This is a genomic window from Streptomyces sp. WMMB 714, from assembly GCF_900090125.1.
Classification (GTDB): domain Bacteria; phylum Actinomycetota; class Actinomycetes; order Streptomycetales; family Streptomycetaceae; genus Streptomyces; species Streptomyces daqingensis.
Window position 1 is genome coordinate 177,775 of sequence record NZ_FMHJ01000008.1, and the last position, 24,728, is coordinate 202,502.

Here is a 24,728-nt window from a genome sequence, read left to right on the forward strand (position 1 = left end):
CAGGTGGGCGAGGTGCTTACAGCCGGATCGACTTCTTGTTCATGAACTCCTCGATGCCGAGCGCGCCCAGCTCGCGGCCCATGCCGGAGCGCTTGATGCCGCCGAACGGCAGGTCCGCCACGGAGCCACCGGACTTGTTGATGTAGACCATCCCTGCCTCGATCCGGTCGGCGACGCCGCGGTTCCGCTCGGGGTCGGTTCCGAAGACAGCGGCTCCCAGGCCGAACGGCGAGTCGTTGGCGATGTCGATCGCTTCCTCCTCGGTCTCGGCCCGGAACACCAGCACGACCGGCCCGAAGATCTCCTCGTAGTAGGCGTCCATCTCCTGTGTCACATCGGTCAGGACGGTCGCCTCGAAGTAGGCGCCGGGGCCGAACCGGTTGCCACCGGTGCGCAGCGTCGCACCCTGCTCGACAGCGGCCCGAACCTGGGCGGCCACTTCGTCGGCGGCCGAGGCGGAGGCGAGCGGGGGCAGCTTGGTTGCCGGATCTGTCGGCTCGCCGGGTCGGTAGTAGTCCGCGACGCGCTTGGTGATCCCGTCGACGAAGTCCTCATAGATGTCGGCCATCACGATCATCCGCTTGGGCGCGTTGCACGACTGCCCGCAGTTGCGCATCCGGGCTGTGGCCGTGGCCTTCACGGTCTCGTCCATGTCGTCGGTGTCCAGCACGATCAGCGGGTCGGACCCGCCCAGTTCGAGGACCGCGCGCTTCAGGTTCCGGCCCGCCTCCGCCGCGACGGAGATTCCCGCCTGCTCGCTGCCGGTCAGCGACACCCCCTTGATGCGCGGGTCCGCCAGCACCCACGGGACCTGCTTGCTGGAGGCGAAGACGTTCACGTACGCGTCATCGGGCACCCCGGCCTCGTGCAGGATCCGTTCGATCGCGGAGGCGGATCTGGGGCAGATGGAGGCGTGCTTGAGCAGGATCGTGTTGCCCAGCACGAGGTTGGGTGCCACGAACCGGGCGACCTGGTAGCAGGGGAAGTTCCACGGCATGACACCGAGCAGCGCGCCGATCGGCTCCTTGGCGATGGCGGCCTCGCCGGTCTTGAGAGTCAGCGGTTCATCCGCCAGCAACGCGGGGCCGTTGGATCCGTAGTACTCGAAGATGTCGCGAACGATGCCGATCTCGCCGCGCCCCTCGTTGATCCGCTTGCCCATCTCCAAGGCCATGATCCCGGCGAGCTCGTCGGCGCGTTCGGCGAACAGTTCCGCTGCCCGCAAGGCGATGTCCGCGCGCTCGGTGACCGGTCGGCGCCGCCAGGAGGTGTACCCGCGGTCGACGCGGTCGATGGCTGCGAGGACCTCCTCGTCGGTCGCGTTCGGGATCTCCTCGATCAGTTCTCCGGTGGCCGGGTCGGTCACTGAGTACATGGGGACGAACCTCCAATTCCCAGGTGGAGAGGGCTCTGCCGCCTCACCGTGACGGGGAAGTGAGTGATCGTCAAAGGGAAGTCTCCTATACGTGGATAGCGATCCACTATGAGTGCAGGCAGCCCTGGAGCAGGACGTTGGGATCGTTCAGCGCACACGTACGGCGCGTCCCAGGAAGTACTCGCCGGAGTCCTCGCCCGGCGCCCGGAGCCACTGCCCAGAACACGCATCGAACGAACTCCGGAAACGCAAGACTCCCGCCCGATCTCCATGATCGGACGGGATCTCGTCAACCGCTCCCGAGCTGACTCAAGAACGGCCAGCTGTGGACCTGAGGGGATTTGAACCCCTGACCCTCTCGTTGCGAATTATCGGCATTAAGGTCATCGACGTCCACTGAGCAGATCATACGTGGTCTGAGGGTTGCTGAGAGTCGGCTACGCGCATGATGGTTGCAGCACTTCGTTGCTGTACGGCAGGCGGCCTGCTAGAAGAGATTCATTGAGTGATCTCTTCTATGATTTCTTGTACCGTGTAGACCACAAAGGCGCCGACGAGCAAATACATGCATCCTGGCTTGCCTTCCTTCATTCTTCTATACGGCACGGTGAACAGGGCCACTATGAAATACAGTAAGGAGAATATGATTCCCATGATTTCCTCGAATCTCTCTTCCTCGTTCTACTCTCGTCGAAGACGGCGATATTCGGTAAGCTGGTGTTATGAAGCAGAGCCTAGCCTGCCTCATAAGGTCGGTGTAGCGGCTTTGGGGTGGAGCTGGCTTGGGCGAGAGATCATGGCCCTTACGATTCCGCGAATCGGGCTGGCTCCTCGCCTGCCCGCAATAGCCCGATCTGGGCCATGATCTTGGAGGCTCGCTCCAAGGTGGCTGCCTAAAGCCGTCGAACCGGCCGACCCCGCCGGCATGTTCCCGCTCTTCTGGGCCGCGTCCGTGCGCGGTACGGCGGCCGGGCCGGAGCGGGGCGGAGACAGGAGCGTCGGCCCGGCGGCAAGCCGGGCCGCGCGGCGAGCGGAGCGAGCCCTTGAATGAAGTAGGGAAACTCTTACCGCGCTGCCTACGTAGCTCTCTGGCACAGGGCTTGAGCGGCGGTGCCCTAGGTCGACCTTCCTGACGAAGTCGAAGCCGTGCTCGCGGTAAACAGTCGGCGCCTACTTCACGACGAGACGAAGACCGAAGCATCGACGGCGACGCTGCCGCTCCCCCAGATCTGCGTCAGCGCCCTCCAGTTCCGGTGGAAGACGCAGCAAGCGACCCGAAGGACAACGGGCGAACTGTGGACCGACTCGGGCTTCGTCTTCACCACTCGCTACGGAACGCCGATCGAACCGAGGAACTTCAACCGCTCGTTCGACGCGCGGTCGGCAAAGGCAGGAGTGCGGAAGATCAGGCTGCACAACACCCGTCACACCTGTGGCTCGTTGCTCGCCGCCCTCGACGTGCACCCGCGCGTGGCCATGCAGATCCTTCGCCACAGCAAGATCGCGACCACGATGGAGGTGTACACGCACGTCTCTTCCGGCTCGACTCGGAAGGCACTGAGGAAGCTCGGCAAGCACCTCGGCGGATCGTCCAGCGATCAAGGACAGTCACCGTAGTTGCTGTACTTCACTGCTGTAGCGCACGACGAAGCCCCCGCCGGATCTCTCCGACGGGGGCTCTGACGTGCTGTGGACCTGAGGGGATTTGAACCCCTGACCCTCTCGTTGCGAACGAGATGCGCTACCGGACTGCGCTACAGGCCCTTGCGACGGGTGAAACCTTAGCATCCCCGCAGCGCTGCGAGGAAATCCGATAGAGCGCTGGTCACCGCACCCCTGCGCGGCCCGTCGGCACGCTCGCCGGGTGCCGTCCGCCCCGGCCGGGGCGGGCAGCGGTCACCGCGCGTCACTCGTTGGCTGCGCGGGGCCGCTCGCCGTCCTCGTACTGGTCGAAGAGCGGCGTGCGGCCGTGCCCGCGTCCGCGTCGGCGCGAGGGGGCCGGATCGTCCGGTCCCTCGTCTCCGCCGGGCTCGCCACCGGCCGTGGTGGAGCGGGCCGAGCTCCAGGTGCCGGGCCCCTCCAGGTCCACGCCGCGCGTGGTGCGCGGCGCGACGGGAGCGCTGACGTACGTGGGCAGCGGCACCGGGACGGGGTCCCAGCCCTCGCCGGGCTCGCCGTCCCTGTTCCGCTGCTGGTCGACCCACTCGGCGTGGTCCGTCTGCTCGACGAGGGCGCGCCGGTCGGCGGCCGTGGGTTCCTGGGCCGCCCGGGCGGCGGGCCGGGCCGCCGGCTGCGTACCGGACTGGGCGGCGGCCTCCGGGTCCGGCGTCCGGACGTTCGCGGGAGGGCCGGGGAAGGACTCGGTCTCTCGGTCCGGGTCCTCCGGAGTCTCCGGGCTCTCCTGCGTGCGGGGCGGCGCGGCCTCCGCACGGCGCTTGTCCATGGTGGCGGCGAAGCGGCGGCGCTCCTGCACCCGGAGATGCACGATGTACGCGCTGAGCAGCAGCCCCGGCCCGCCCGGCGCCCACAGGTACGTGATGCCGCCGACTCCCGCGACGACGGTGCCCGCGGTGAAGGCGAGGAAGAGCACCATCGTGGTGCGCCGGCGCCGGGCGAGCACCTTGGCGCGCGTGCTCTTGCCGCTCTGCCGGGGTTCGGCCCGGCCGTCGCCCGACGGCCCGTTGCCGCCCCGTACTTCGGCGGCGTGATCACCGTGCGCGGCCAGGACCTCGGTGGGGGCGGCCGCACCGGCCTCGCCCACCATGGTCTTGGGGTCGGCGTAGGCGCGGACGTCCACCGTCTCGTCGGCTGCGTCTCCGCAGGGAACGGCCCCGTGCGTGTCGCCGGACCCGGGGAAGCCGCCCGCGGTGGCCGCCTCGTGCCGCCCGGTGAGGGGATCGCTCAGCGGGTCGGCGAACTCGCCGTGGGTGTCGGGGACTTCACCGTCGCGCTCCGACTCCTTGGCGTATCGCCGCTCCATCGCCGCCTTGCCGGACAGCAGGCGGATGGCGGTACTGAAGCGTTCGGTGGGGCGGGACTCGTTCAGTTCGTCCTGCCTGCGGAGCCACATCGGCACCAGATAGGCGGCCCAGGCCCCGACGATGACTGCGTAGATGAGGCCGCTGCTGTTCACCCTCACACGGTAGAGGGGTTTAGCCGCACCCATCTGCCAAATACGGCGGTGTGTCGCACGATCTGGCTGATCTCTCCAGCTTTTTTTCCGATCGCGCCTACCGGGGTGGTCGTTCGTCAATTCCGCGGCGGCCGGGGGCCGTTCAGCGAACCGGGATCACTTTCGAATGGATATTCTATTTATTGGACGTGTGCGGTGCCTCGCGATGCCAGCGCGCCAGCAGCCCTTCAGGGACTTCTTCCGAGGTCAGCGCGTAAACCAGATGGTCGCGCCACGCACCGTCGATATGCAGGTAACGGGGCCTCAACCCCTCCTCGCGGAAGCCCAGTTTCTCCACGACGCGGCGGCTCGGCGCGTTCTCCGGACGGATGCAGATTTCGATGCGGTGCAGCCCAACCGTGCGGAAGCAGTGGTCCGTTGCCAGCGCCACGGCAGTCGGCATCACACCGCGGCCGGCGACTTCACGGTCCACCCAATAGCCGATGTGCCCGGAGCACATCGATCCCCAGGTGATGCCCGCGACCGTCAACTGCCCCGCCAGGCGCCCCTGGTACTCCACGACGAACGGCAGCATGCGCCCCGCCTGCGCCTCCCCCCGCAGGTGCCGGACCATCTGCCGGTACGTCGGGCGGAGCGGGGGCGTCAGCCCCGCAGGCGCGGGCGGGATCGTGGCCTCCCAGGGCCGCAGCCAGTCGCGGTTGCGCTGGTTGACCTCGCGCCAGGCACGCTGGTCGCGCAGCTTTATGGGACGGAGCGAGGTCGCTCCGTCCGTCAGTACGACCGGCCAGGGCGCGTTCAGTTGGGGGCCCCTCTGGGGTGATCGCCTCCGTGGATCTGGTCGACCGCGTGGACCAGAAGCCTGCGGAGGACGGCGAGCCCGTCGCGTACACCGCCGGACGAACCCGGCAGGTTGACGATCAGGGTGTTGCCGGCCACGCCCGCAACTCCACGCGAGAGAGCCGCAGTCGGAACCTTGCCGGCTCCCTCCGCGCGGACCGCCTCCGCGATGCCCGGGATCTCGTAGTCGAGGAGGCGGCGCGTCATCTCCGGCGTCTTGTCCGTCGGTGAGATACCGGTGCCGCCGGTGGTGAGGACGACGTCGTAGCGGGCGTTGACCGCCGCCGTCAGCACCTCGGCGACGGGTTCGCCGTCCGGGACGACGCTCGGGCCCTCCGTCTCGAAGCCCATGGCGTTCAGGGCCTCGACGAGGAGCGGGCCGCCCTCGTCCTCGTAGACGCCGTCCGCCGCCCGGTTCGATGCCGTCACGGCGAGAGCGCGGTAGGAGTGCTGTGCGGGGTTCATGCGCCTGTTCCCTCCTGGGGCCCGTCCTCGCCGCCGGACGGGGACGGGCTCGAATTGGCTGCGGAACGCGTCCAGTTGCCGGACCGGCCGCCGGACTTCTCCTCCACCCGCACGTCCGCGATCACGGCTGACTTGTCGACGGCCTTCACCATGTCGATCACGGTGAGAGCCGCGACCGTCACGGCCGTCAGCGCCTCCATCTCCACGCCCGTACGGTCCGTGGTCTTCACCTGTGCGGTGATCTCGACGGCGTCGTCCGCGACCGAGAGATCGACTTCGACGCCCGAGATCGCGAGCGGATGGCACAGCGGGACGAGATCCGGTGTCCTCTTCGCTCCCATGATGCCCGCGATGCGCGCCGTGGCGAGGGCGTCGCCCTTGGGCATCCCCTCGCCGCGCAGCAGCTCCACGACGCGCGGCGACACGAGGACTCTGCCTGCCGCACGCGCGGTGCGGGCGGTGACGTCCTTCGCGGAGACATCGACCATGCGGGCTGCCCCGCCCTCGTCGATGTGGGTGAGGTGCTGCTGTTCGGCGCTGTTCAATCGTTCTCCCGGAACCGTCCCTGTGACCGGATACGGTACCGGGCCCTCGGCGTCCCGGCGTCGCTCCGGGCGTACGGACCGTGACAGTGCCCGGCCCCGGGGCCGGGCAGACTTCGTGGACGGGAGAGTGCGGGGCGGGGCGGGGCCTAGTCCAGCAGGACGACCGTGACCTCTTCGCCCGCCGTGAGCCGGACCGTCTTCTCGGGGACGTCGATCAGCACGTTCGCCTGCGCGAGAGCCGCGACGAGGTGCGAGCCGGCGCCCCCGACCGGGCGCACCGAGCCGCGGGCCTCCCCCCGCGCGGGCGGCAGGTAACTGCCGCGGAGGAACTGCCGTTTGCCGTCCGGGGAGTTGAGCGGCTCCTCGGTCTCCAGCCGTGCCCGGGCGGTCTCACGGCGTACGGAGGCGCGCCCCATCAGCGCCCGCACCGCCGGCCGGACGAACAGCTCGAAGGAGACGTACGCGCTCACCGGATTGCCGGGCAGGGCGAGCAGCGGGGTGCGGTCCGGGCCGATCAGACCGAAGCCCTGGGGCTTGCCGGGCTGCATGGCCAGGCGGCGGAACTCCACGCTGCCGCTCCCCTCGTCGATCTTGGAGAGCACTTCCTTGACGACGTCGTACGCGCCCACGCTGACACCGCCGCTGGTGACCATCAGGTCGGCCCGGATGAGCTGGTCCTCGATCGTGGCGCGGAGGGTGTCGGCGTCGTCGGCGACGGCACCCACCCGGTAGGCGATCGCGCCGGCGTCGCGGGCGGCGGCGGTCAGCGCGAAGCTGTTGGAGTCGTAGATCTGGCCGGAGCCCAACTGCTCGTCGGGCGGTACGAGTTCGCTGCCCGTGGAGAGGACGACCACCCGGGGGCGCGGGCGGACGCGTACGCTGCCGCGGCCGATGGCGGCCAGCAGACCCACCTGGGGCGGGCCGAGGACCGTGCCGGCGCCGAGCGCGAGGGACCCGGCCCGCACGTCGCTGCCGCGCGGGCGGACGTGCCGGCCCGCCGAGACCGGACGGTGGACGCGCACCTCACCGGCCGCGCCCTCCGGCGAGGCGCTGCGGGCGCGCATGGAGTCCACGGGGCCGCCGCCGAGACCGCCGTCCGTCCACTCGACGGGGACGACCGCCTCCGCTCCGGGCGGCATCGCCGCCCCCGTCATGATGCGGGCGGCCTGGCCGGGCCCTACGACGGGGAGGTCTCCTCTGCCCGCCGCCACGTCCCCTATGACGGACAGCACTGCCGGGAACTCCTCGGACGCCCCTTCGACGTCGGCGGTGCGCACCGCGTAGCCGTCCATCGAGCTGTTGTCGAAGGGAGGCAGCGAGGTGGGCACCGGGATGTCCTCGACGAGCACGCACCCCTGCGCGTCGAGGAGTTGGAGCTCGATGGGCTCCAAGGGGCGCACGCTGCGCAGGATGTCGTCCAGGTGCTCCTCGACCGACCAGGTCTCGCTCAACGGCTCACATCTCCTCGGTGACGAAGCTCCGCAGCCAGTCCCGGAAGTCCGGGCCCAGGTCCTCACGTTCGCATGCCAGTCTGACGATGGCGCGCAGATAGTCTCCCCTGTCACCGGTGTCGTAGCGCCTGCCGCGGAAGACCACGCCGTGCACCGGTCCGCCCAGTGAGGGCTCCGCCGCGAGGGTCTGCAGGGCGTCGGTGATCTGGATCTCGCCGCCGCGTCCCGGTTCGGTCTTGCGGAGCACCTCGAAGACGGCCGGGTCGAGCACGTAGCGGCCGATGATGGCGAGGTTGGACGGCGCCTCGTCGCTCGACGGCTTCTCCACCAGGTCGGAGACCCGGACGACGTCCTCCTCGCCGGTGGCGTGCGCGGCAGCGCAGCCGTAGAGGTGGATGTTCTGCGGCTCGACCTCCATGAGCGCGATGACGCTGCCGCCGTGCTGCTCGCGCACCTGGGTCATGCGGGTGAGCAGCGGGTCGCGCGGGTCGATCAGGTCGTCGCCCAGGAGGACGGCGAAGGCCTCGTCCCCCACGTGCGGCGCGGCACAGAGGATGGCGTGGCCGAGGCCGCGGGGGTCGCCCTGGCGCACGTAGTGCATCGTCGCCAGGTCGCTGGACTCCTCGACCTTGCTCAGCTTGGCCTCGTCGCCCTTGTCGCGCAGAACCTGTTCCAGTTCGTAATTGCGGTCGAAATGGTCTTCGAGGGGGCGCTTGTTGCGGCCGGTGACCATCAGAACGTCGGACAACCCGGCGGAGACGGCCTCCTCGACCACATACTGGATCGCCGGCTTGTCGACGACCGGCAGCATCTCCTTGGGCGTGGACTTGGTAGCCGGCAGGAAGCGGGTGCCCAAACCCGCTGCCGGGATGACAGCCTTGGTGATCGGTGCTCGGGGAGTAGTCATGTCCCGCACGATAACCGGAGGCTTTGACCGGAAGGTAAGCCTTCGCTCCGATATGTAGCGGTGTGAGCATGCCAGTTCACGCCGGAAGGGACCGGCCGGACTGTGACCCCCCTCGACGGTACTAAGCGCGCCTTGCGGGAGAGCATCCTCGCGGTGAGGGCGCGGTTGACTGCCCGCGACGCGGAGGAGACGGCTGCCGTCCTGTCGGAGCGCGCGCTGGAGCTGCCCGAGCTGGCGGAGGCACGGAGCGTCGCGGCGTACGTCTCGGTGGGCCGCGAGCCGGGGACGCTGCCGCTGCTGGAGGCCCTGCGTCTGCGCGGGGTGCGTGTGCTGCTGCCGGTGCTGCTCCCCGACAACGACCTGGACTGGGCCGCGTACGAGGGCGTGCAGCGTCTCGAACGCGCCGGGCGTGGGCTGCTGGAGCCCGACGGCCCGCGCCTCGGCCCGGACGCGGTGACGGACGTCGAGGTGGTGCTGCTGCCCGGGCTGGCCGTCGACGGGCAGGGCCTCAGGCTGGGGCGCGGCGGCGGATCGTACGACCGCGTGCTGGCGCGGATCGGGGCGTCCGGGGCGCGGCCCGCTCTCGCCGTGCTGCTCTACGACGCCGAACTGGTCGGCAGCGTGCCGGCGGAGCCGCACGACCTGCCCGTGGCCGCCGCGGTGACGCCTTCCGGGATCCACCGCTTCAAGGCCCCGCCGCCGCACCACCGCCACTGACGAGGCGGCGGGCGGCAGACGGCCGGGACCGGGTGGCGATCCTGCCCCCTGAGGGACAGCACCCGCCGGCTACGGCGTGAACGCCATCTTGTCCTCGGTGGCCTTCTCGACGGCCTTCTCGGAGAACGCCCACTTCAGCGTCGCACCCTCGGACCACTTGTCCATCTGGTCGACGTAGTGCGGGTTGTAGGTGTGGCCCGAGGCGCCGGTGAGGTTGATCCAGCGGGACTTGTCGAAGTCGTCGAGGTTGACGACCATCCGCATCGAGGGCACCCAGACCACTTCGTAGCCTCCGGCCGCGTTCCACCCGGTGGCGTTCACGGCGTCCTCGCCGCCGCCGAGGTCCCAGGGACCGCGGTTGAGCAGCCACTGCATGAAGCCCGGGCCTTCGGTTCCGATGGTCTGGTTCTTCAGCAGCAGGAGGTGGAGGCGGCCCCAGCTCCAGGTCTCTATGTCCTTGCCCAGCTTGGAGGTCAGCTCCCAGCGGGCGTTCTTCATGGCGTGGGCGAGGAGCTCGTCGCGGTTCTGGTCGCCGGGACGCCCCTTGTTGTCGGGGGTCTTCCACCAGTCGCTGTCGGAGTCCTTGATCAGCTTCCGCACGACCTCGTACCAGCGGTCGCCTCCGTCCGGCTGCCCGGACGCCGCGTCCCGCACGCCGCACTCGCGCACCAGGCGGGTGTTGCCGCTGAGGTCGTCGACGGGGGCGGAGTCGTCGGTGGGACGCACGTTCAAGCAGTCGCCCTTGACGCGCAGCTCCTTGGGGAGCTTGTTGCCGAAGGCCAGCAGCAGCATGTTGCGCCAGACGGCGTTGAAGTAGGCGGCGGGTGCCGAGTCGCGGTCCTGGGTGTAGTCCCAGCCCTCGAGGAGCTGCTGCGCCTCGCGGACGTAGCCGTCCTTCACGTCGATCTTCAGCAGGTAGGGCACGAGCAGCTTGGCGATCTCGCTGCTGTTGTCCATCTGCATGGTCTGCATGTCGTTGGTGGAGATCTTGCCGCCGTCTTCGATCTTCGACTTGATCAGGTCGTTGATCCGCTGGCTGCGCGTCCCGTAGCTCCAGTCCTCGGTGAGCATGTACGGGTACTTCTTCTTGTCCACGACAGCTTGGTTGGCGGTGACTATGTAGCCGCGTTCGGGGTTGTACTCCCAGGGCAGCGCGTCCTGCGGAATGTAACCCTTCCACCGGTAGCGCGAGTCCCAGCCGGGCGCGGGGTAGCGGCCGTCGCCGGCGGCGCGCACGGGGATGCGGCCGGGGGCCTGGTAGCCGATGTTGCCCTTGGTGTCGGCGTAGATCAGGTTCTGCGAGGGTGCCGCGAAGTCCCGGGCCGCGGCGCGGAAGCCCTTGAAGTCGGACGCCCGGTTCAACTTGAAGATCGCGTCCATGGACTTGGACGGGCTCAGCGCCGTCCACCGCAGCGAGACGCCGTAGCCGTCTCCGCGGTCGGGGGCCGCGTTGTCCACGGGGGCCTCGTCGCCGACCTTGCGCAGCTCGCTGTCGCGGTCGGAGATGACAGGGCCGTTGTCGGTCTCGCGCACCGTGATCTCACGGCTGGGCCCGTCGGCCACCTTGATGGTCTCCTGGCGGGTGCGGTACGGGCGCCGCTTGCCGTCGTAGAGGTAGCCGCCGTCGCGGAACTTCTCCAGGTACAGGTCCGTGACGTCCGCGCCGAGGTTGGTCATACCCCAGGAGATCTGCTGGTTGTGGCCGATGACGACGCCCGGCATGCCGGAGAAGGTGAAGCCTGAGACGTCGTACGGGCAGGCCTTGCTCACCGTCCTGCAGTGCAGTCCCATCTGGTACCAGACCGACGGCAACTGCGGCGCCAGGTGGGGGTCGTTGGCCAGCAGCGGCTTGCCCGTCGTCGTGTGCTCGCCGGACACGACCCACGAGTTGGAGCCGATGCCGCTGTTGCTGGGGCCGAGCATCGCGGGGACCTTGTCGAGCTGCGTGGCCACGGAGCTCAGCCGGGAGCCGGCCTTCCGCACAGCGGCCTGCTGGGCCGCGGCCGCGCCGCCGTTGGGCGTCGCGGAGGAGCTGCCGCCGGGGACGAACTTCTCGCGGCCGGCTTTCGCTTCGCTGTCGACGATCGGCTCGTGGCGGTCGGTGGGGTACTCCGGGTACAGCTCCTCGATCTGCTGCCGGGTCAGCCGGCTCGTCATCAGCGAGCGGTCGACCTCGGACTTCATGTTCGACCGGAGGTCCCACGCCATGGCCTTCAGCCAGGCCACGGAGTCGACGGGGCTCCACTTGTGCGGCGTGTAGTCGTTGGACAGCTCCAGTGCCCCGTACTCGACCGAGGCGGCAGTGCCCTTGTGGTCCTTCAGGTAGGCGTTGACGCCCGCGGAGTACGCCTTGAGGTTGGCCTTCGTCGACGGCGCGAGGCTCGCGTACTCCTTCTCCGCGACCCGGCGCCAGCCGAGGGTGCGCAGGAAGGCGTCGGTCTTGACCTGGCTCTTGCCGAACATCTCGGAGAGACGGCCGGCGGTCGTGTGCCGCCGTACGTCCATCTCCCAGAACCGGTCCTGGGCCTGCACGTACCCCTGTGCCGTGAAGAGGTCCTTCGAACTGTCCGCGTAGACCTGCGGGATGCCCTCGCGGTCACGCTGGACGGTCACCGGGTCGTCGAGCCCTTTGAGCTTCAGCGAACCCGTCGTCTGCGGGAACGAGTCCCGCACGGAACTTATGGACCAGAACGTGCCGCCCCCGATACCGGCCACGAGCAGCAGCACGACTGCGATCACGATCAGACGGGCGCGTCGCGAGGTCTTCTTGGCGGGCATCTCTGTCCTTCGAGGGGCAGGGCGGACCTGGGGCGGGCGGACCGGGTACGGATTCACGCTGGAGCAACCATAGGCGGAGCCTGCCCGGCGCTACACAGGGAGTCACGGGCGAACCCGGAGGGACGTTCAAGCGATGGTAAATTGTTAGCCACGCGAACGATTTGGCGGATCTGCTACGGACTTCGCCGCGATCTGGAAAGGATCTGCCCCTGACTGTCGACCGCCTCAACCAACTCCTGCTCCTCAGCACCCTCGTCCTGCTCTTCGCGGTCGCCGCTGTCAGGCTCTCCTCCCGCAGCGGACTGCCGAGTCTGCTGGTCTATCTCGGCATAGGGATCGCCATCGGGCAGGACGGTCTCGGCGTGCAGTTCGACAACGCGACGCTGACCAGAACGCTCGGCTACGCCGCTCTCGTGGTGATCCTCACCGAGGGCGGACTCAGCACCAAGTGGCGGGAGATCCGGCCGGCGGTGCCGGCGGCCGCGGTGCTGTCCACCCTGGGTGTGGGGGTGAGTGTCGCGGTCACGGCGTCCGCCGCCCACTATCTCGTCGGGCTCGACTGGCAGGCGGCGCTGCTGATGGGAGCGGTCGTCTCGTCGACGGATGCGGCGGCCGTCTTCTCCGTGCTGCGCAAGGTGCCGCTGCCGAAGCGGCTCACGGGCGTGCTGGAGGCGGAGTCGGGGTTCAACGACGCCCCGGTCGTGATCCTCGTCGTCGCGATCTCCGCGCACGATTTCGCGACAGTGCACTGGTACGTGCTGGTCGCGGAGATCGCGCTGGAGCTGGCGATCGGACTGATCGTCGGCCTCGCCGTCGGCAAGCTGGGCGAACTGGGCCTGGGGCGGGTGGCGCTGCCGTCGTCGGGTCTCTACCCGATCGCGGTGATGGCACTGTGCGTGCTGTCCTACGCGGGCGGAGCGATCGCGCACGGCTCCGGATTCCTCGCGGTCTACGTCACCTCCCTGATCCTGGGCAACGCCCGGCTTCCGCACCGCCCCGCGGTACGCGGATTCGCCGACGGGCTGGCGTGGATCGCGCAGATCGGCCTGTTCGTGCTGCTCGGTCTGCTGGTCACACCGCACGACCTGCTCGACGACGTCGTACCGGCGATCGTCGTCGGCCTGGCGCTCACCGTGGTCGCACGCCCCCTGTCGGTGGTGTGCAGCATGCTGCCCTTCGACCAACGCTGGCGCGACCAGGCGCTGCTGTCATGGGCGGGGCTGCGCGGAGCCGTCCCCATCGTGCTGGCGACCATCCCGCGGGTGGCCGAAGTCCCGGGCAGCGAGCGCATCTTCAACATCGTCTTCGTGCTCGTGATCATCTTCACCGCGGTGCAGGGCCCGACGCTTCCCTGGCTGGCGCGGAAGCTGCAACTCGGCGACAGCGAAGAGCCGATGGACATGGACATCGAGTCCGCACCGCTGGAACGCCTGCGCGGCCATCTGCTCTCGGTCGCCATCCCGCAGCACTCGAAGATGCACGGCGTCGAGGTCGGCGAGTTGCGTCTCCCGCCAGGAGCGGCGGTCACCCTCGTCGTACGCGACGGCAACAGCTTCGTCCCCCTGCCCACGACGATGCTGCGGTACGGGGACGAACTGCTGGTCGTGGCGACTGACCCCGTGCGCGACGCCGCAGAGCAACGGCTCCTGGACGTGGGCAAGGGCGGCAAGCTGGCCGGATGGCTGAAGCCGGACCGGGAGGGCCGGGCCGCCGGACCGAACGCGCGCCGCCGCGGTCCACGACGCCCCTGGGGCACCCGTGTACCGGGCTCCAGGCACTCCGGGTCAGAGCACGCCGGGTCAGAGCACGCCGACTCCGGGAGGTCCGGCGGTTCCGGGAGGCCGTGGGACCTGCGGAAGCACTGAAGCGGCTCCGGGCCCGTCCCCGGGAGGACGGCTGCGGCTCTCGGCGACGCTGGCGGGCTGCCCCCGCCCCGTCCACAGGGATTCCCCTCGTCGCGCAGGCCGTTATCCTGCCTGACGGCAAGACATTTCACCGATCCTGCCTGATGCAGGGCTGGCGCGACCGGAGGTCGCGCAAGAGGACAGCCCTCGGCGGACAGCCCTCGGTGCGAGCGGCGCGCTACCAGGCGGCAGAGAGGCCCGGCCGTGACGTCTCCGGCCATCCCGGCAGGCGAACGCCGTCCCGGATACCGCGAGTTGCTCCGCACACCCGGGGCCTGGGGCTTCGTGATCCCCGGCTTCCTGGCCCGGCAGCCGATCGCCATGCTCGGCATCGGCACCGTACTGCTGGTAGAGCACACCACCGGCTCCTACGGGGCCGCGGGCACCGTCACCGCGGTCTCCGGCGTCTCGATGGCACTGATCGCACCGCAGAGCGGAAAGCTCACCGACCGGTTCGGGCAGGGAGCCGTCCTGGTACCCGCCGTGCTGCTGCACGCGCTGACGGTCTCGCTGCTGATCGTCCTGGCGCTGCGGGACGCCCCGCTGTGGGCCCTGTTCGCCGCGGCGGTACCCGCCGGAGCGACCACTCCGCCCGTCAGCCCGATGGTGCGGGCCCGCTGGTCGGCGTCCCTGAACGGCAGTTCGCCGCTGATGACGACCGCGGCGGCCTTCGAGTCGGTCACGGACGAGTTCACCTTCATCGTCGGCCCCGTGCTGACGACCGCCCTGTGCACGACCGTGCATCCGGCCGCGGGCCTGGCCGCGGAGGCACTGCTGATCCTGGGCGGCGGGCTCTTGTTCGCCGCGCAGCGAAGCACACAGCCGCCCAGGGCACGCGGGCAGAACGCGGAGAACGCGAAGAGCAAGACGAAGGCCCGGCGGGACAGTGCGACGCGCACGGACAGCGCTCCCCAAGTTGAGGCGGCCACCGCACGGACGGACGACGGTGCGCGCTCCGCGCTGGGCGTCCCCGGCGTACGCGTGCTGATCCCCGCGCTACTGGGCATCGGCAGCGTCTTCGGAGGCATGCAGGTCTCCATCGCGGCTGTCACACAGTTCGCGGGCAGACCTGAGCTCAACGGTGTGCTGTACGGGATATTCGCCACCGGGAACACGCTGGCCGCCGTGGCCGTCGGGACGATCCGCTGGAGGCGCAGTTCCCAGACCCGGCTGCTGATCGCCTACCCCGTTCTCGTACTGGCGACCGCGACGCTGGCCACCGCGGCCCAGCTGACGCCGTGGCTGGCGCTGCTGGGTGCGCTGAGCCTGGTGGCGGGGCTGAGCGTCGCACCGTCGATGATCACCGGCTTCACGCTCGTGGATCTGCTGGTTCCGGCGGCCGTCCGCACAGAGGCCTTCACGTGGCTGACCGGAGCGGTGGCGCTGGGACAGGCCGCGGGCTCGATGGCTGCCGGACAGCTGACGGACGGCTTCGGCGCGGGCGCGGGCTTCCTCGCATCGGCCGCAGGTACGGGGCTGGCACTGGCAGCCCTCGTGGTCTTCCGCGGCCGGCTGGCCGACAGGTACGGCGGACGGGGATCACCGGGTGGGGTGGGTCACCGTGCACCTGCAACGGTGGACTGACGCGCGGGAATGCTGCAATATGGAGCGTCGTTAGCACTCACCGAGTAAGAGTGCCAGGAGGAAGAGACGTGCCGACGTACCAGTACCAGTGCACCCAGTGCGGCGAGGGCCTCGAGGTGGTGCAGAAGTTCACCGACGACTCACTGACCGAGTGCCCCGCGTGCGAGGGCCGCCTGAAGAAGGTCTTCTCGGCAGTCGGCATCGTCTTCAAGGGCTCCGGCTTCTACCGCAACGACAGCCGCAGCACCCCGTCGAGCTCGACGGGCGGATCGTCGTCGAGCTCCTCCGACACCTCCGCCAAGAGCAACGGCGACAGCTCGTCGTCCTCGAAGTCCTCGGACTCCGGTTCGTCGGGTTCCGGTTCGGGCTCCTCGAAGTCGGACTCGTCCGGCAGCAGCTCCAAGAGCACCAGCACGGCGGGCAGTTCGGCCGCCTGACGGTCCTGCCGGGCCTTGCGCCCGGCACCCTCCGTCCCGTCCCGGAGCTGCCCTTAGGGTGGGCCGTATGAGCGAACAGGCTGAGATCGGCGTCGTCGGTGGCTCCGGCTTCTACTCCTTCCTGGACGACGTGACCGAGGTCACTGTCGACACCCCGTACGGCTCCCCGAGCGATTCGCTCTTCCTGGGTGAGATCGACGGACGGCGGGTCGCCTTCCTCCCCCGCCACGGCCGCAAGCACCACCTGCCGCCGCACCGCATCAACTACCGCGCCAACATGTGGGCGTTGCGCTCTGCCGGAGTGCGCCAGGTGCTGGGGCCCTGCGCGGTCGGCGGCCTCCGCGAGGAGCACGGGCCGGGCACACTGCTGATCCCGGACCAGCTCGTCGACCGGACGAAGACGCGCGTACAGACGTACTTCGACGGCGAGGCCCTCCCCGACGGCTCCGTCCCGAACGTCGTGCACCTGACCTTCGCCGACCCCTACTGCGAGGCCGGGCGGCAGGCATGCCTCTCCGCCGCACGGGACCACGGCTGGGCAGCCGTGGACGGGGGCACCCTGTGCGTCGTCGAGGGGCCCCGCTTCTCCACCCGCGCGGAGTCGCGGTGGCATGCGGCGCAAGGCTGGTCCGTGGTCGGCATGACAGGCCACCCGGAGGCGGCACTGGCCCGCGAACTCGGGCTCTGCTACGCCTCGCTGACCCTCGTCACCGATCTCGACGCGGGCGCCGAGACGGGCGAGGGCGTCTCGCACGAAGAGGTCCTGCGGGTCTTCGGGGAGAACGTCGGACGCTTGCGGAACGTGCTGTTCGACGCGGTCGCGAAGCTCCCCGTGGAGCGCTCGTGCGGCTGCTCCGAGTCGCTGGGCGGGCTGGACCCGGGCATCGAGCTGCCGTAGCGGCGGCCGGCGGCCCGCTGCTTGGGCCACGGGGCGCAAGTTGGGGGCCGGTAGCCCGCCGCAGTAGGGCCCGCCGCTGCGCTCGCGGAGGTACCGGCTCCCGCACGCGGACGGCCTCGGTGCCGGTAGACGGGCGCGGCAACCTCACTCCTGCGGGGGCTCAAGTTGTCCACAACCGCCCAGTTGTCCACGGTTTTCAGCTCAGTTCCCCGACGCACGGCGATATGCCGCACTCTGTCGTCCGAAGCGGAAAGCAGAGCCTTCTGACGCGACGGGGTGTGGTGTCTGGTGTCCCGGAATTTCCAGCCTGGGCGGGAGCCCTGGCACGAGCGCGACGGCGACCTGCCGGACGGGCACGGCAGGCGCGGCGAGAACAACGGCGGCGGCAGGGGCGGCGGCGGAGAACGCGGCGGAGCCGGGGCCGCCGGTGCGGGTGGTGGGGGCGGCGGCCACCGGTTTCGCCGAGGGGGAGGAGTGTGCGTCGTACCGGACCTCGTACCGGTGCGGGTGGGCGGAGGCGGCAGGCATCGCATGCGGCGGCTCCTGCGAGGGCGGCGCCGCGCGACAGCAGCGGGGCTGGCAGTCGCCGCGGCCGCGCTGGCGGCCTCGGCCGCTCGCGGCCAAGGCCCGGCGGGGGCCGGGGCAGCACCCCCCGACGACCGTGCATCCGCCCGGTCCGCTTCCAGCGGCCGCACGGCGCCCGGAACGGGCTCCGCGGTGGGCTCCGCGGCGGGGCAGGGCTCGAGCTCGGCGGCGCGGGACGACCGTGCCGACGCCTCCGCCTCCGGACAGCGTCCCGCCTCGGTCTCCGCTCCGGTGCGCATCGCGGACGCCGCCGCCGTACGGCTTCTGAGACCGGGCGACAAGGTGGATGTGATCGCGTCCCAGGAGGGCTCCGCTCCCCCGCGGATCGTCGCGAAGGGGGCCAGGGTGGAGCGATTGCCGAAGCACGTGGAGACTGACCCGGTCGACGGGGCGCTCGTCGTGCTGGCGGTGCCGCGCAGGACTGCGACGGTGCTCGCCGGGGCGGCGGTCACCTCCCGTCTCGCGGTGACGCTGCGCTGAGCAGTGACGCGCTGCGCGAACCGCGAGACGGACAGGAACGAAAGCACAGAAGGGCGGCGCGAAGACCGGATGTCGGACGCCGAAGTCGAGAAGAAGAGCCTGCTGGCCGGGTTCAGGGAATTCCTGATGCGCGGCAACGTGGTCGAACTGGCCGTCGCCGTGGTCGTGGGCACCGCATTCAGCAAGATCGTCGATTCGGTCGTCAAAGGCCTGATCAACCCGCTCGTGGGGGCGATCGGCACCAAGGACCTGGACAAGTACAGCTCCTGCCTCAAGGCCCCGTGCGAGATCAGCAAGACCACCGGTGAAGTGACCGAAGGCGTCCCCATCAACTGGGGGCCGGTCCTCAGCGCTTCGCTGACGTTCCTGATCACCGCCGCGGTCGTCTACTTCCTCATGATTCTTCCGATGTCGAAGTACAAGGAGCGGCGTGCGGCCAAGAACCCGACGCCCGAGGCTCCGCCGGAGCTCACCGAGGTCGACCTGCTGGCAGAGATACGCGACCTCCTCGTAGCGCAGCGGAACGGCTCGAGCAGCACGACACCCGGCAACGCTGGCAGCGAGGCCTCCCTGGGAGCGCAGCGGGACGGACTGGACATACGCAAGGAGTAGGCCCAGCAGGGAGTGGTGCCCTCGCCGGGAGTACGGCCCCTTGTCGCCCGGGCTTGGACGGAAGGGCGCACGGCGTTCCGGCCGGCCGGGGCCCTGGCAGGGAGCCAGTCAGCAGTCGGCAGTCGTTGACCGGCTGTCGGCTCCGATCTCGCGGCGCGCCCATGGAGACGTACGTCACAGGCACGCATGTCACATCCCGCGGGACCGCTCCGTCGTAGGTGTGTGAGCACTGACAACGGCAGAGGAGTCCCCATGGAAGCCCGCTTGAACGTCTTCGGCAACGCCGTCGCGGACAAGGTCGTGAAGCACCTCGTCTCGGCGAACCAGGTGATCTCGCACTCGACGCTGCCCGCATCGACGCAGGAGCTGATGAGGCTTCGGGCCAGTCAGATCAACGGCTGCGCATTCTGCACGGACATGCACACCAAGGAGGCCATCGCCGCAGGTGAGACGTCGGTGCGCCTCCACATGGTCGCGACATGGCGGGAGGCGACCGTCTTCACGGAGGCGGAGCGGGCCGCTCTGGAGCTGACCGAGGAGGGCACCCGCATCGCGGACGCCGCGGGTGGCGTCTCTGATGAGGTCTGGGCGAATGCGGCGAAGCACTACGACGAGGAGCAGCTCGGCGCGATGGTCGTCCTGATCTCGCTCATCAACGCCTTCAACAGGGCGAACGTCATCATCCAGCAGCCGGGCGGCGACTACCAGGCCGGCCAGTTCGGATAAGCGGACGCCGGCTGCTGCCGAGGCGATCCGGTGCGGCCGCGTGTGCGACTGGGGCGTGTGCGACTGGGGTGGCCGGGTGTGGCCGGTACACCGGCCGCAGGCAGTGATCAGACCGCGGGCGCCCAGCGCGGGCGGGCTGACAGGTCCGGAATGCGGTCGGTGACCGGTCACCGGTCACCGGGGCAGCGGGGGCCAAGGGGCGGGGGCGGGGAGGGGGGTGGGGGGCCCGGACCGCGAGCAGGTGGATCGCGGTCCGGGCAGGCGGCGGCGCACCGGCTACTGGCTTTGGTGTCTGGGACCGGCTGCCCCCCGGCAGCTGACGGAGCGGTCGGCTTGGCTGACCGGCTGGGCTGTTCGGCGGCGGGGCCGCTGTCAGTCACCGGAGCCAGGGCCAGAGCCGGGGCCAGAGCCGGGGCCGGGGCTGGTGACGGTCACAGATGGTGCGGAGGCTTCTCCTCCAGGAAGCGGGCGAGATCCGCGGCAGCGTCGGCAGCGCTGCCGCCGGACGCGCCGCCACTGCCCGTCCGCTCTCCCCAGCCGCTGTCGGTGTCGTCCGCGGAACGCATGCTGAGCGGATCGCCGAAGTCCAGCGCGGCGGCGGCGTCGGGGGGCCGTTGGGAACCGGTGGTCATGCGACAAGCCTACGGGCCGTCCACGTCCCTGATATCCATGCCGCATGACGACTCAGGATGCGCTTACGGACGTGCCGGGCCTGCGGGTCGGGCACGCACAGCGGACCGGGAACGACCAGCCCGGCTGGCTGAGCGGTACGACTGTGGTCCTCGCGCCCGAGGGCGGTGTCGTGGCCGGTATCGACTCCCGCGGAGGCGCTCCCGGCACGCGGGAGACCGATGCGCTGGACCCGCGGAACGTGGTCGAGCGCATCCACGCGGTGGTGCTGACCGGAGGCAGCGCCTTCGGGCTCGACTGCGTCGCCGGCGTGATGAGCTGGCTGGAGGAGCAGGGCCGCGGCGTCCCCGTGGGACACGATCCGGCGCAGGTCGTTCCCGTCGTGCCTGCCGCCGTCCTCTTCGACCTCGGCCGGGGTGGGGACTGGCGAGCCCGGCCGGACGCGTCCTTGGGACGGGAGGCGGTAGAGGCCGCGGGACGGGCGGAGGCGGGAACGCCGGTTCCGCTGGGCAACGTCGGGGCGGGCACCGGCGCCGTGGTGGGCGGTCTCAAAGGGGGGATCGGCTCGGCGAGCACGGTGCTCCCCTCCGGGGTGACCGTGGGAGCGCTGGCGGCCGTCAACGCGGCCGGTTCGGCGCTGGACCCCGAGACCGGCGTTCTCTACGGCGAGATGTGGGAAGGGCGCGCATCCCGGCTGCCCGATGCGGCCGCACACGACGAGGCACGGCGCCGTCTGGCTCAGGCGCAGCAGGAGACGGGCGCCCGCTCGGCGGGAGTGCTGCGTCCCCCCTTCAACACGACACTGGCAGTGGTCGCGACGGACGCGGCGCTCACCCGGCCCCAGGCGCAGAAGCTCGCGGGCACCGCCCACGACGGGCTGGCGAGAGGGGTGCGGCCCGTGCATCTCATGCACGACGGCGACACCGTCTTCGCCCTCTCGACCGGTGAACGCCCCCTCGAAGGAACGGAGTTGAACGACGTTCTCGCCGCAGGGGCGGACGTGCTGACCCGCGCCGTGGTGAAGGCCGTCCTTGCGGCCGAAAGCGTGGACGGTCCCGGCGGGGTCTTCCCCTCCTACCGCGACTTGTACGGACGCCCGCCTTCAGATTCGGGCGCGGCCTGTTCGGACTAGGCAGGTTCGGACGGCGCCGATTCGACGAGCACCGATTCGACGAGCGCCGGTTCGACGGGGCGGCCGTGACCGGCAACAACGCTCGTGAGCAATACACCTAGCCGTGGGCTCACGAGCGCCAACCGTCAACGGGACTGCCGGGCGCCCCGGCTCTCCGGGCGGTCCGGGAGCCACGACCTGGACCGCCCGGACGACCGCCCGGACGGCGATACGTGCCGCCGACCCGCCGGCCCGCCCCCGTAGTCCGGGACTGGCCCCATGCCCGTCCTCACGCCGTCCCGTTCCGCACAACGCCGCCGCCCCTGCGCGCCCGGTCCCGTACAGCTGCGGCGCGCGCGGCACCACGCAGTACACGAAGGAGTCCCGGCGCACGAAGGAGTCCCGGCGCTCGGGGGAGGGCGCCGGGACTCGACCTGGGGATGGCGGCTCTCACCGGCCGCCTCGTCAGGGATGCAGTTGTCGCGCTCCTGCGCGCGTTTGTGCGGTCTCCGCGGTCGGGGGCCACCGGGGCAAGAGCCCGCCCGGCCTCGCCGCCGGATCTCGGCCACGCCGCCGGAGCGGCGCCACCGATCAGGCGGCGGCGTCGAAGCCGGTGTCGGATGCCAGCTTCTTCAGCTCCAGCAGCGCGTGCTTCTCGATCTGCCGGATCCGCTCCCGGGTGAGGCCGTGCTGCTTGCCGACCTCCGTCAGCGTGCGCTCCCGGCCGTCCACCATGCCGTATCGCGCCTTGATGATGGATGCCGTACGGGAGTCGAGACGGCTGATGAGCCCGTCGAGCTCTTCCCGGCGCAGCAGCGTCAGCACGGACTGCTCGGGCGAGGCCGCGGAGGTGTCTTCCAGCAGATCGCCGAACTGCGTCTCGCCTTCGTCGTCGACCGACATGTTGAGGCTGACGGGGTCGCGCGCCCAGTCGAGCACGTCGATCACACGCTCGGGCGTGGAGTTCAGCTCTGCGGCGACCTCCGAGGGCTCGGGCTCGCGGCCGTTCTCCCTGTTGAACTCTCGCTGCACGCGCCGGATCCGGCCGAGTTCCTCCACCAGGTGTACGGGCAGGCGGATCGTCCGCGACTGGTCGGCGATCGACCGCGTGATTGCCTGGCGGATCCACCAGGTCGCGTACGTGGAGAACTTGAAGCCCTTGCGGTAGTCGAACTTCTCCACAGCGCGTACGAGGCCCGCGTTGCCCTCCTGGATCAGGTCCAGCAGTGGCAGTCCGCTGCGGGGGTACCGGCGGGCGACCGCGACGACGAGGCGGAGGTTGGACCGGATGAAGACGTCCTTGGCGCGCTCGCCCTCCGCGACGATCGCTTCCAGCTCTTCGCGGTCCGCGGTCGCGCTGGCCGAGTCGGCGCTGAGCGGCTGCTCTTCCTGGTCCAGTATTCGGCGGGCGTACACGCCTGCCTCGATGGCGAGCGACAGCTCGACTTCCTTTGCCGCGTCGAGCAGTGGCGTGCGGGCGATCTCGTCGAGATACATGCCGACCAGGTCGCGGTCCGCGACTTCGCTGCCTGCGGCGCGAACACTGCTTGCCGTGTCAGCTGCACCGGTCGTGGCGGCCTGACGACGGGCGACGGCACGGGTTGCCATGCGTGCTCCCTTGCGAGTGGACTCATTCTGGTCGGTGGCTGTGATCGGACACTCCCCGAGTGCCCCCATCCGAAGGAAACAACGAGTGGAAACCGGACTTAATTCCCAACCACCGCGTCGAATTCGTGATCATGCAGTACCCTGTCCGGCCACCTGGAGGGATCCGAAGGTGAGCGAGTCGACAGACATACTGGTCAGAGCGGCGGCCGAGGAAGATCTCAAGGCGCTGACCGACATCTACAACCACTACGTCCGCGAGTCGTCCGCCACGTTCGACACCGAGCCGTTCACACCGGCTGAAAGGCGTGACTGGCTGCTCTCCCACCCTGAAGACGGCCCGTACCGCCTGATGGTTGCGCTGGAGCAGCAGATCGCCGGCACCGGGAGCTTCGCGGGGACCGCGGAGCCCTCGGACCTCGACGGGAGCCCGGCGGCCTCCAGGGGCCTCCCCGGCCCCTCGGGCACACGATCCGGCGCGAGGGGTTCCGCATTCGGCCAAGTTCTCGGCTTCGCCAGCAGCAGCCCGTTCCGGACGAGGCCCGCGTACAGCACTTCGGTCGAGGTCAGTGTCTACGTGGCCCCCGAGGCCGCGGGCCGCGGGATCGGCACCCTGCTGTACGAGCATCTCTTCGCGGCGCTGGAGGGGCAGGACCTGCACCGCGCCTACGCCGGGATCACGGTGCCCAACGCCGCTTCGGTGCGTCTGCACGAGCGCTTCGGCTTCGAACTGGTCGGCACGTACAGCGAGGCCGGCCGGAAGTTCGGCCGCTACCACGACGTGCAGCGCTACGAGAAGGCACTGGGTCGTTGACCTGCGCCTGACGGTGCGGTGAGCCCTGGGAGGGCCGGACGGACGCGAAGTCCGGACGGGCAATTTCTTTGCCGCACAACGCACTTGTGGGACGGATCACACCCATTGCCCGGCCCTCAGCGGGTAGTTCCACCTTCAACGATTTCTTCGCGAAGCGGCTCCCCCGCTCGGCGGAGCGTCGCCAAGCAAGGCACAGCACAGCACCACACCTGGACAGGAGGTTCTCTTCATGAGCACCCCGGCTCCGACCACCGCAGCACCGACCACCGCGGCGCCGCTCAAGGTCGCCGTCGTCTACTACTCGTCGACCGGCACGATCGCCGCACTCGCCCGTGAGATCAGCGAAACCGCCGAGAAGGCCGGCGCGGAGGTCCGGCTGCGCCGCGCACCCGAACTGGCGCCCCGGTCGGCCATCGAATCCAACCCCGCGTGGGCGGAGAAGCTGCGGGCGACGGAGGACATCCCGGAAGCCGCGCCCTCCGACGTGGACTGGGCGGACGCCGTACTCCTCGGGACGCCCACCCGCTTCGGAAACGTCTCCGCGCAGCTCAAGCAGGTACTCGACCAGCTCGGTCCCCTCTGGGCGGAGGGCCGCCTGGCCGACAAGGTGTACAGCGGGTTCACGTCCTCGGCGTCCCCGCACGGCGGCCAGGAGTCGACGCTGCTCGCCCTGTACAACTCCGTCCACCACTTCGGCGGCCTCACCGTCGCACCGGGCTACACCGATCCGTCCAAGTTCGTCGACGGCAATCCGTACGGCACCTCGCACACCGACGCCCAGGGGAGCAACCCCGTGGACGAGACCGCACGTACAGCTGCCCGTGTGCAGACGGAACGAGTGATCCGCATCGCCGAAGCATTGAAGGCCGGACTGACAGTCAGGTGACGCTGCGACCGCGCAGACAGAGCAACACCCCTCCGCAGAAGAACACCCCTCCGGCCACTGTGGCCGGCTGGTCCCGTCACCGTCGCCGTTGCCACGAGTCCGGCGACGGTGACGGCGGCGGGGCGACCGCTGCTGCGTTTTCACCTACGTCCGCATGGCCGCTCGTACGCCTCTCCGCAGCCCCTGCTGCGCCGTCCCCACCTGGCATTCGCCCGCTCGCCGCCACTGGACTGGACCGATGAACTTCA

General features: G+C 70.0%; 22 protein-coding genes and 1 tRNA gene. 12 read left to right on the top strand and 11 right to left on the bottom strand.

Annotated features, from left to right (window positions below):
• Nucleotides 1–16: 16 nt before the first annotated feature.
• On the bottom strand, nt 17–1,375 hold the full coding sequence (locus tag H181DRAFT_RS16665; RefSeq protein ID WP_045865269.1) for an NAD-dependent succinate-semialdehyde dehydrogenase: 1,359 nt from the start codon (nt 1,373–1,375) through the stop codon (nt 17–19).
• 1,146 nt (nt 1,376–2,521) lie between these two features.
• Between H181DRAFT_RS16665 and H181DRAFT_RS16670 the strand changes: the two genes are divergently transcribed.
• Nucleotides 2,522–2,992 (top strand): site-specific integrase, encoded by a 471-nt coding sequence (locus H181DRAFT_RS16670; protein ID WP_074467902.1) that lies wholly within the window; start codon nt 2,522–2,524, stop codon nt 2,990–2,992.
• 73 nt (nt 2,993–3,065) lie between these two features.
• Here the strand turns inward: H181DRAFT_RS16670 and H181DRAFT_RS16675 are convergent.
• The 7 genes from H181DRAFT_RS16675 to galU form a co-directional block, all read right to left on the bottom strand.
• A tRNA-Ala gene (locus H181DRAFT_RS16675) sits at nt 3,066–3,139 on the bottom strand.
• Nucleotides 3,140–3,281: 142 nt separating this feature from the next.
• Nucleotides 3,282–4,508, bottom strand: a complete 1,227-nt coding sequence (glpR, locus tag H181DRAFT_RS16680; protein WP_175439786.1) for a divisome protein SepX/GlpR — start codon at nt 4,506–4,508, stop codon at nt 3,282–3,284.
• Nucleotides 4,509–4,683: 175 nt separating this feature from the next.
• Nucleotides 4,684–5,307, bottom strand: coding sequence for a GNAT family N-acetyltransferase (locus tag H181DRAFT_RS16685; RefSeq protein WP_045865271.1), 624 nt, complete (start codon nt 5,305–5,307; stop codon nt 4,684–4,686).
• Nucleotides 5,304–5,810, bottom strand: a complete 507-nt coding sequence (locus H181DRAFT_RS16690; protein ID WP_045865272.1) for a MogA/MoaB family molybdenum cofactor biosynthesis protein — start codon at nt 5,808–5,810, stop codon at nt 5,304–5,306. Before H181DRAFT_RS16690 ends, H181DRAFT_RS16685 begins: the two co-directional genes overlap by 4 nt.
• Complete coding sequence (gene moaC, locus H181DRAFT_RS16695) at nt 5,807–6,298, bottom strand: cyclic pyranopterin monophosphate synthase MoaC (RefSeq protein WP_045865420.1); 492 nt, start codon at nt 6,296–6,298, stop codon at nt 5,807–5,809. Before moaC ends, H181DRAFT_RS16690 begins: the two co-directional genes overlap by 4 nt.
• 203 nt (nt 6,299–6,501) lie before the next feature.
• Nucleotides 6,502–7,806, bottom strand: a complete 1,305-nt coding sequence (gene glp / locus H181DRAFT_RS16700; RefSeq protein WP_045865273.1) for a molybdotransferase-like divisome protein Glp — start codon at nt 7,804–7,806, stop codon at nt 6,502–6,504.
• A gap of 4 nt (nt 7,807–7,810) precedes the next feature.
• Entirely contained in the window at nt 7,811–8,713 is a 903-nt protein-coding gene (galU, locus tag H181DRAFT_RS16705; protein WP_045865274.1) for a UTP--glucose-1-phosphate uridylyltransferase GalU, read from the bottom strand.
• Between the two features lie 132 nt (nt 8,714–8,845).
• On the opposite strand from galU, the gene H181DRAFT_RS16710 reads away from it, so the two are divergent.
• Nucleotides 8,846–9,430 (top strand): 5-formyltetrahydrofolate cyclo-ligase, encoded by a 585-nt coding sequence (locus H181DRAFT_RS16710; RefSeq protein ID WP_254666874.1) that lies wholly within the window; start codon nt 8,846–8,848, stop codon nt 9,428–9,430.
• 69 nt (nt 9,431–9,499) lie between these two features.
• Here H181DRAFT_RS16710 and H181DRAFT_RS16715 read toward each other — a convergent pair whose 3' ends face one another.
• On the bottom strand, nt 9,500–12,208 hold the full coding sequence (locus H181DRAFT_RS16715; RefSeq protein ID WP_045865276.1) for a penicillin acylase family protein: 2,709 nt from the start codon (nt 12,206–12,208) through the stop codon (nt 9,500–9,502).
• A 209-nt stretch (nt 12,209–12,417) separates the two neighbouring features.
• Here H181DRAFT_RS16715 and H181DRAFT_RS16720 point away from each other — a divergent pair, with 209 nt between their 5' ends.
• The 7 genes from H181DRAFT_RS16720 to H181DRAFT_RS16750 all read left to right on the top strand — a co-directional run bounded on the left by H181DRAFT_RS16720 (nt 12,418) and on the right by H181DRAFT_RS16750 (nt 19,434).
• Complete coding sequence (locus H181DRAFT_RS16720) at nt 12,418–14,073, top strand: potassium/proton antiporter (protein WP_254666889.1); 1,656 nt, start codon at nt 12,418–12,420, stop codon at nt 14,071–14,073.
• Nucleotides 14,074–14,316: 243 nt separating this feature from the next.
• Nucleotides 14,317–15,696, top strand: a complete 1,380-nt coding sequence (locus tag H181DRAFT_RS16725; RefSeq protein WP_254666875.1) for an MFS transporter — start codon at nt 14,317–14,319, stop codon at nt 15,694–15,696.
• 68 nt (nt 15,697–15,764) lie between these two features.
• On the top strand, nt 15,765–16,133 hold the full coding sequence (locus tag H181DRAFT_RS16730) for an FmdB family zinc ribbon protein (RefSeq protein WP_045865277.1): 369 nt from the start codon (nt 15,765–15,767) through the stop codon (nt 16,131–16,133).
• Nucleotides 16,134–16,200: 67 nt separating this feature from the next.
• On the top strand, nt 16,201–17,031 hold the full coding sequence (locus H181DRAFT_RS16735; RefSeq protein WP_045865278.1) for an S-methyl-5'-thioadenosine phosphorylase: 831 nt from the start codon (nt 16,201–16,203) through the stop codon (nt 17,029–17,031).
• A 474-nt stretch (nt 17,032–17,505) separates the two neighbouring features.
• On the top strand, nt 17,506–18,096 hold the full coding sequence (locus tag H181DRAFT_RS16740; protein ID WP_254666876.1) for a hypothetical protein: 591 nt from the start codon (nt 17,506–17,508) through the stop codon (nt 18,094–18,096).
• 69 nt (nt 18,097–18,165) lie between these two features.
• The gene (gene mscL, locus H181DRAFT_RS16745) at nt 18,166–18,708 is read left to right on the top strand and encodes a large conductance mechanosensitive channel protein MscL (RefSeq protein ID WP_045865280.1); all 543 of its coding nucleotides are present in this window, start codon (nt 18,166–18,168) and stop codon (nt 18,706–18,708) included.
• Between the two features lie 252 nt (nt 18,709–18,960).
• Entirely contained in the window at nt 18,961–19,434 is a 474-nt protein-coding gene (locus H181DRAFT_RS16750; RefSeq protein ID WP_045865281.1) for a carboxymuconolactone decarboxylase family protein, read from the top strand.
• A 431-nt stretch (nt 19,435–19,865) separates the two neighbouring features.
• Here the strand turns inward: H181DRAFT_RS16750 and H181DRAFT_RS16755 are convergent, their stop codons facing one another.
• Entirely contained in the window at nt 19,866–20,066 is a 201-nt protein-coding gene (locus H181DRAFT_RS16755; RefSeq protein WP_045865282.1) for a hypothetical protein, read from the bottom strand.
• A 44-nt stretch (nt 20,067–20,110) separates the two neighbouring features.
• On the opposite strand from H181DRAFT_RS16755, the gene H181DRAFT_RS16760 reads away from it, so the two are divergent.
• Complete coding sequence (locus H181DRAFT_RS16760; protein ID WP_045865283.1) at nt 20,111–21,196, top strand: P1 family peptidase; 1,086 nt, start codon at nt 20,111–20,113, stop codon at nt 21,194–21,196.
• A 570-nt stretch (nt 21,197–21,766) separates the two neighbouring features.
• On the opposite strand, the gene H181DRAFT_RS16765 is transcribed toward H181DRAFT_RS16760, so the two are convergent.
• Nucleotides 21,767–22,783: a sigma-70 family RNA polymerase sigma factor gene (locus tag H181DRAFT_RS16765; RefSeq protein WP_045865284.1), complete on the bottom strand. Its 1,017-nt coding sequence runs from the start codon at nt 22,781–22,783 to the stop codon at nt 21,767–21,769.
• A gap of 169 nt (nt 22,784–22,952) precedes the next feature.
• On the opposite strand from H181DRAFT_RS16765, the gene H181DRAFT_RS16770 reads away from it, so the two are divergent.
• Nucleotides 22,953–23,594, top strand: coding sequence for a GNAT family N-acetyltransferase (locus H181DRAFT_RS16770; protein WP_045865285.1), 642 nt, complete (start codon nt 22,953–22,955; stop codon nt 23,592–23,594).
• A gap of 229 nt (nt 23,595–23,823) precedes the next feature.
• Nucleotides 23,824–24,480: an NAD(P)H:quinone oxidoreductase gene (gene wrbA, locus H181DRAFT_RS16775; protein ID WP_045865286.1), complete on the top strand. Its 657-nt coding sequence runs from the start codon at nt 23,824–23,826 to the stop codon at nt 24,478–24,480.
• Nucleotides 24,481–24,728 lie beyond the last annotated feature (248 nt).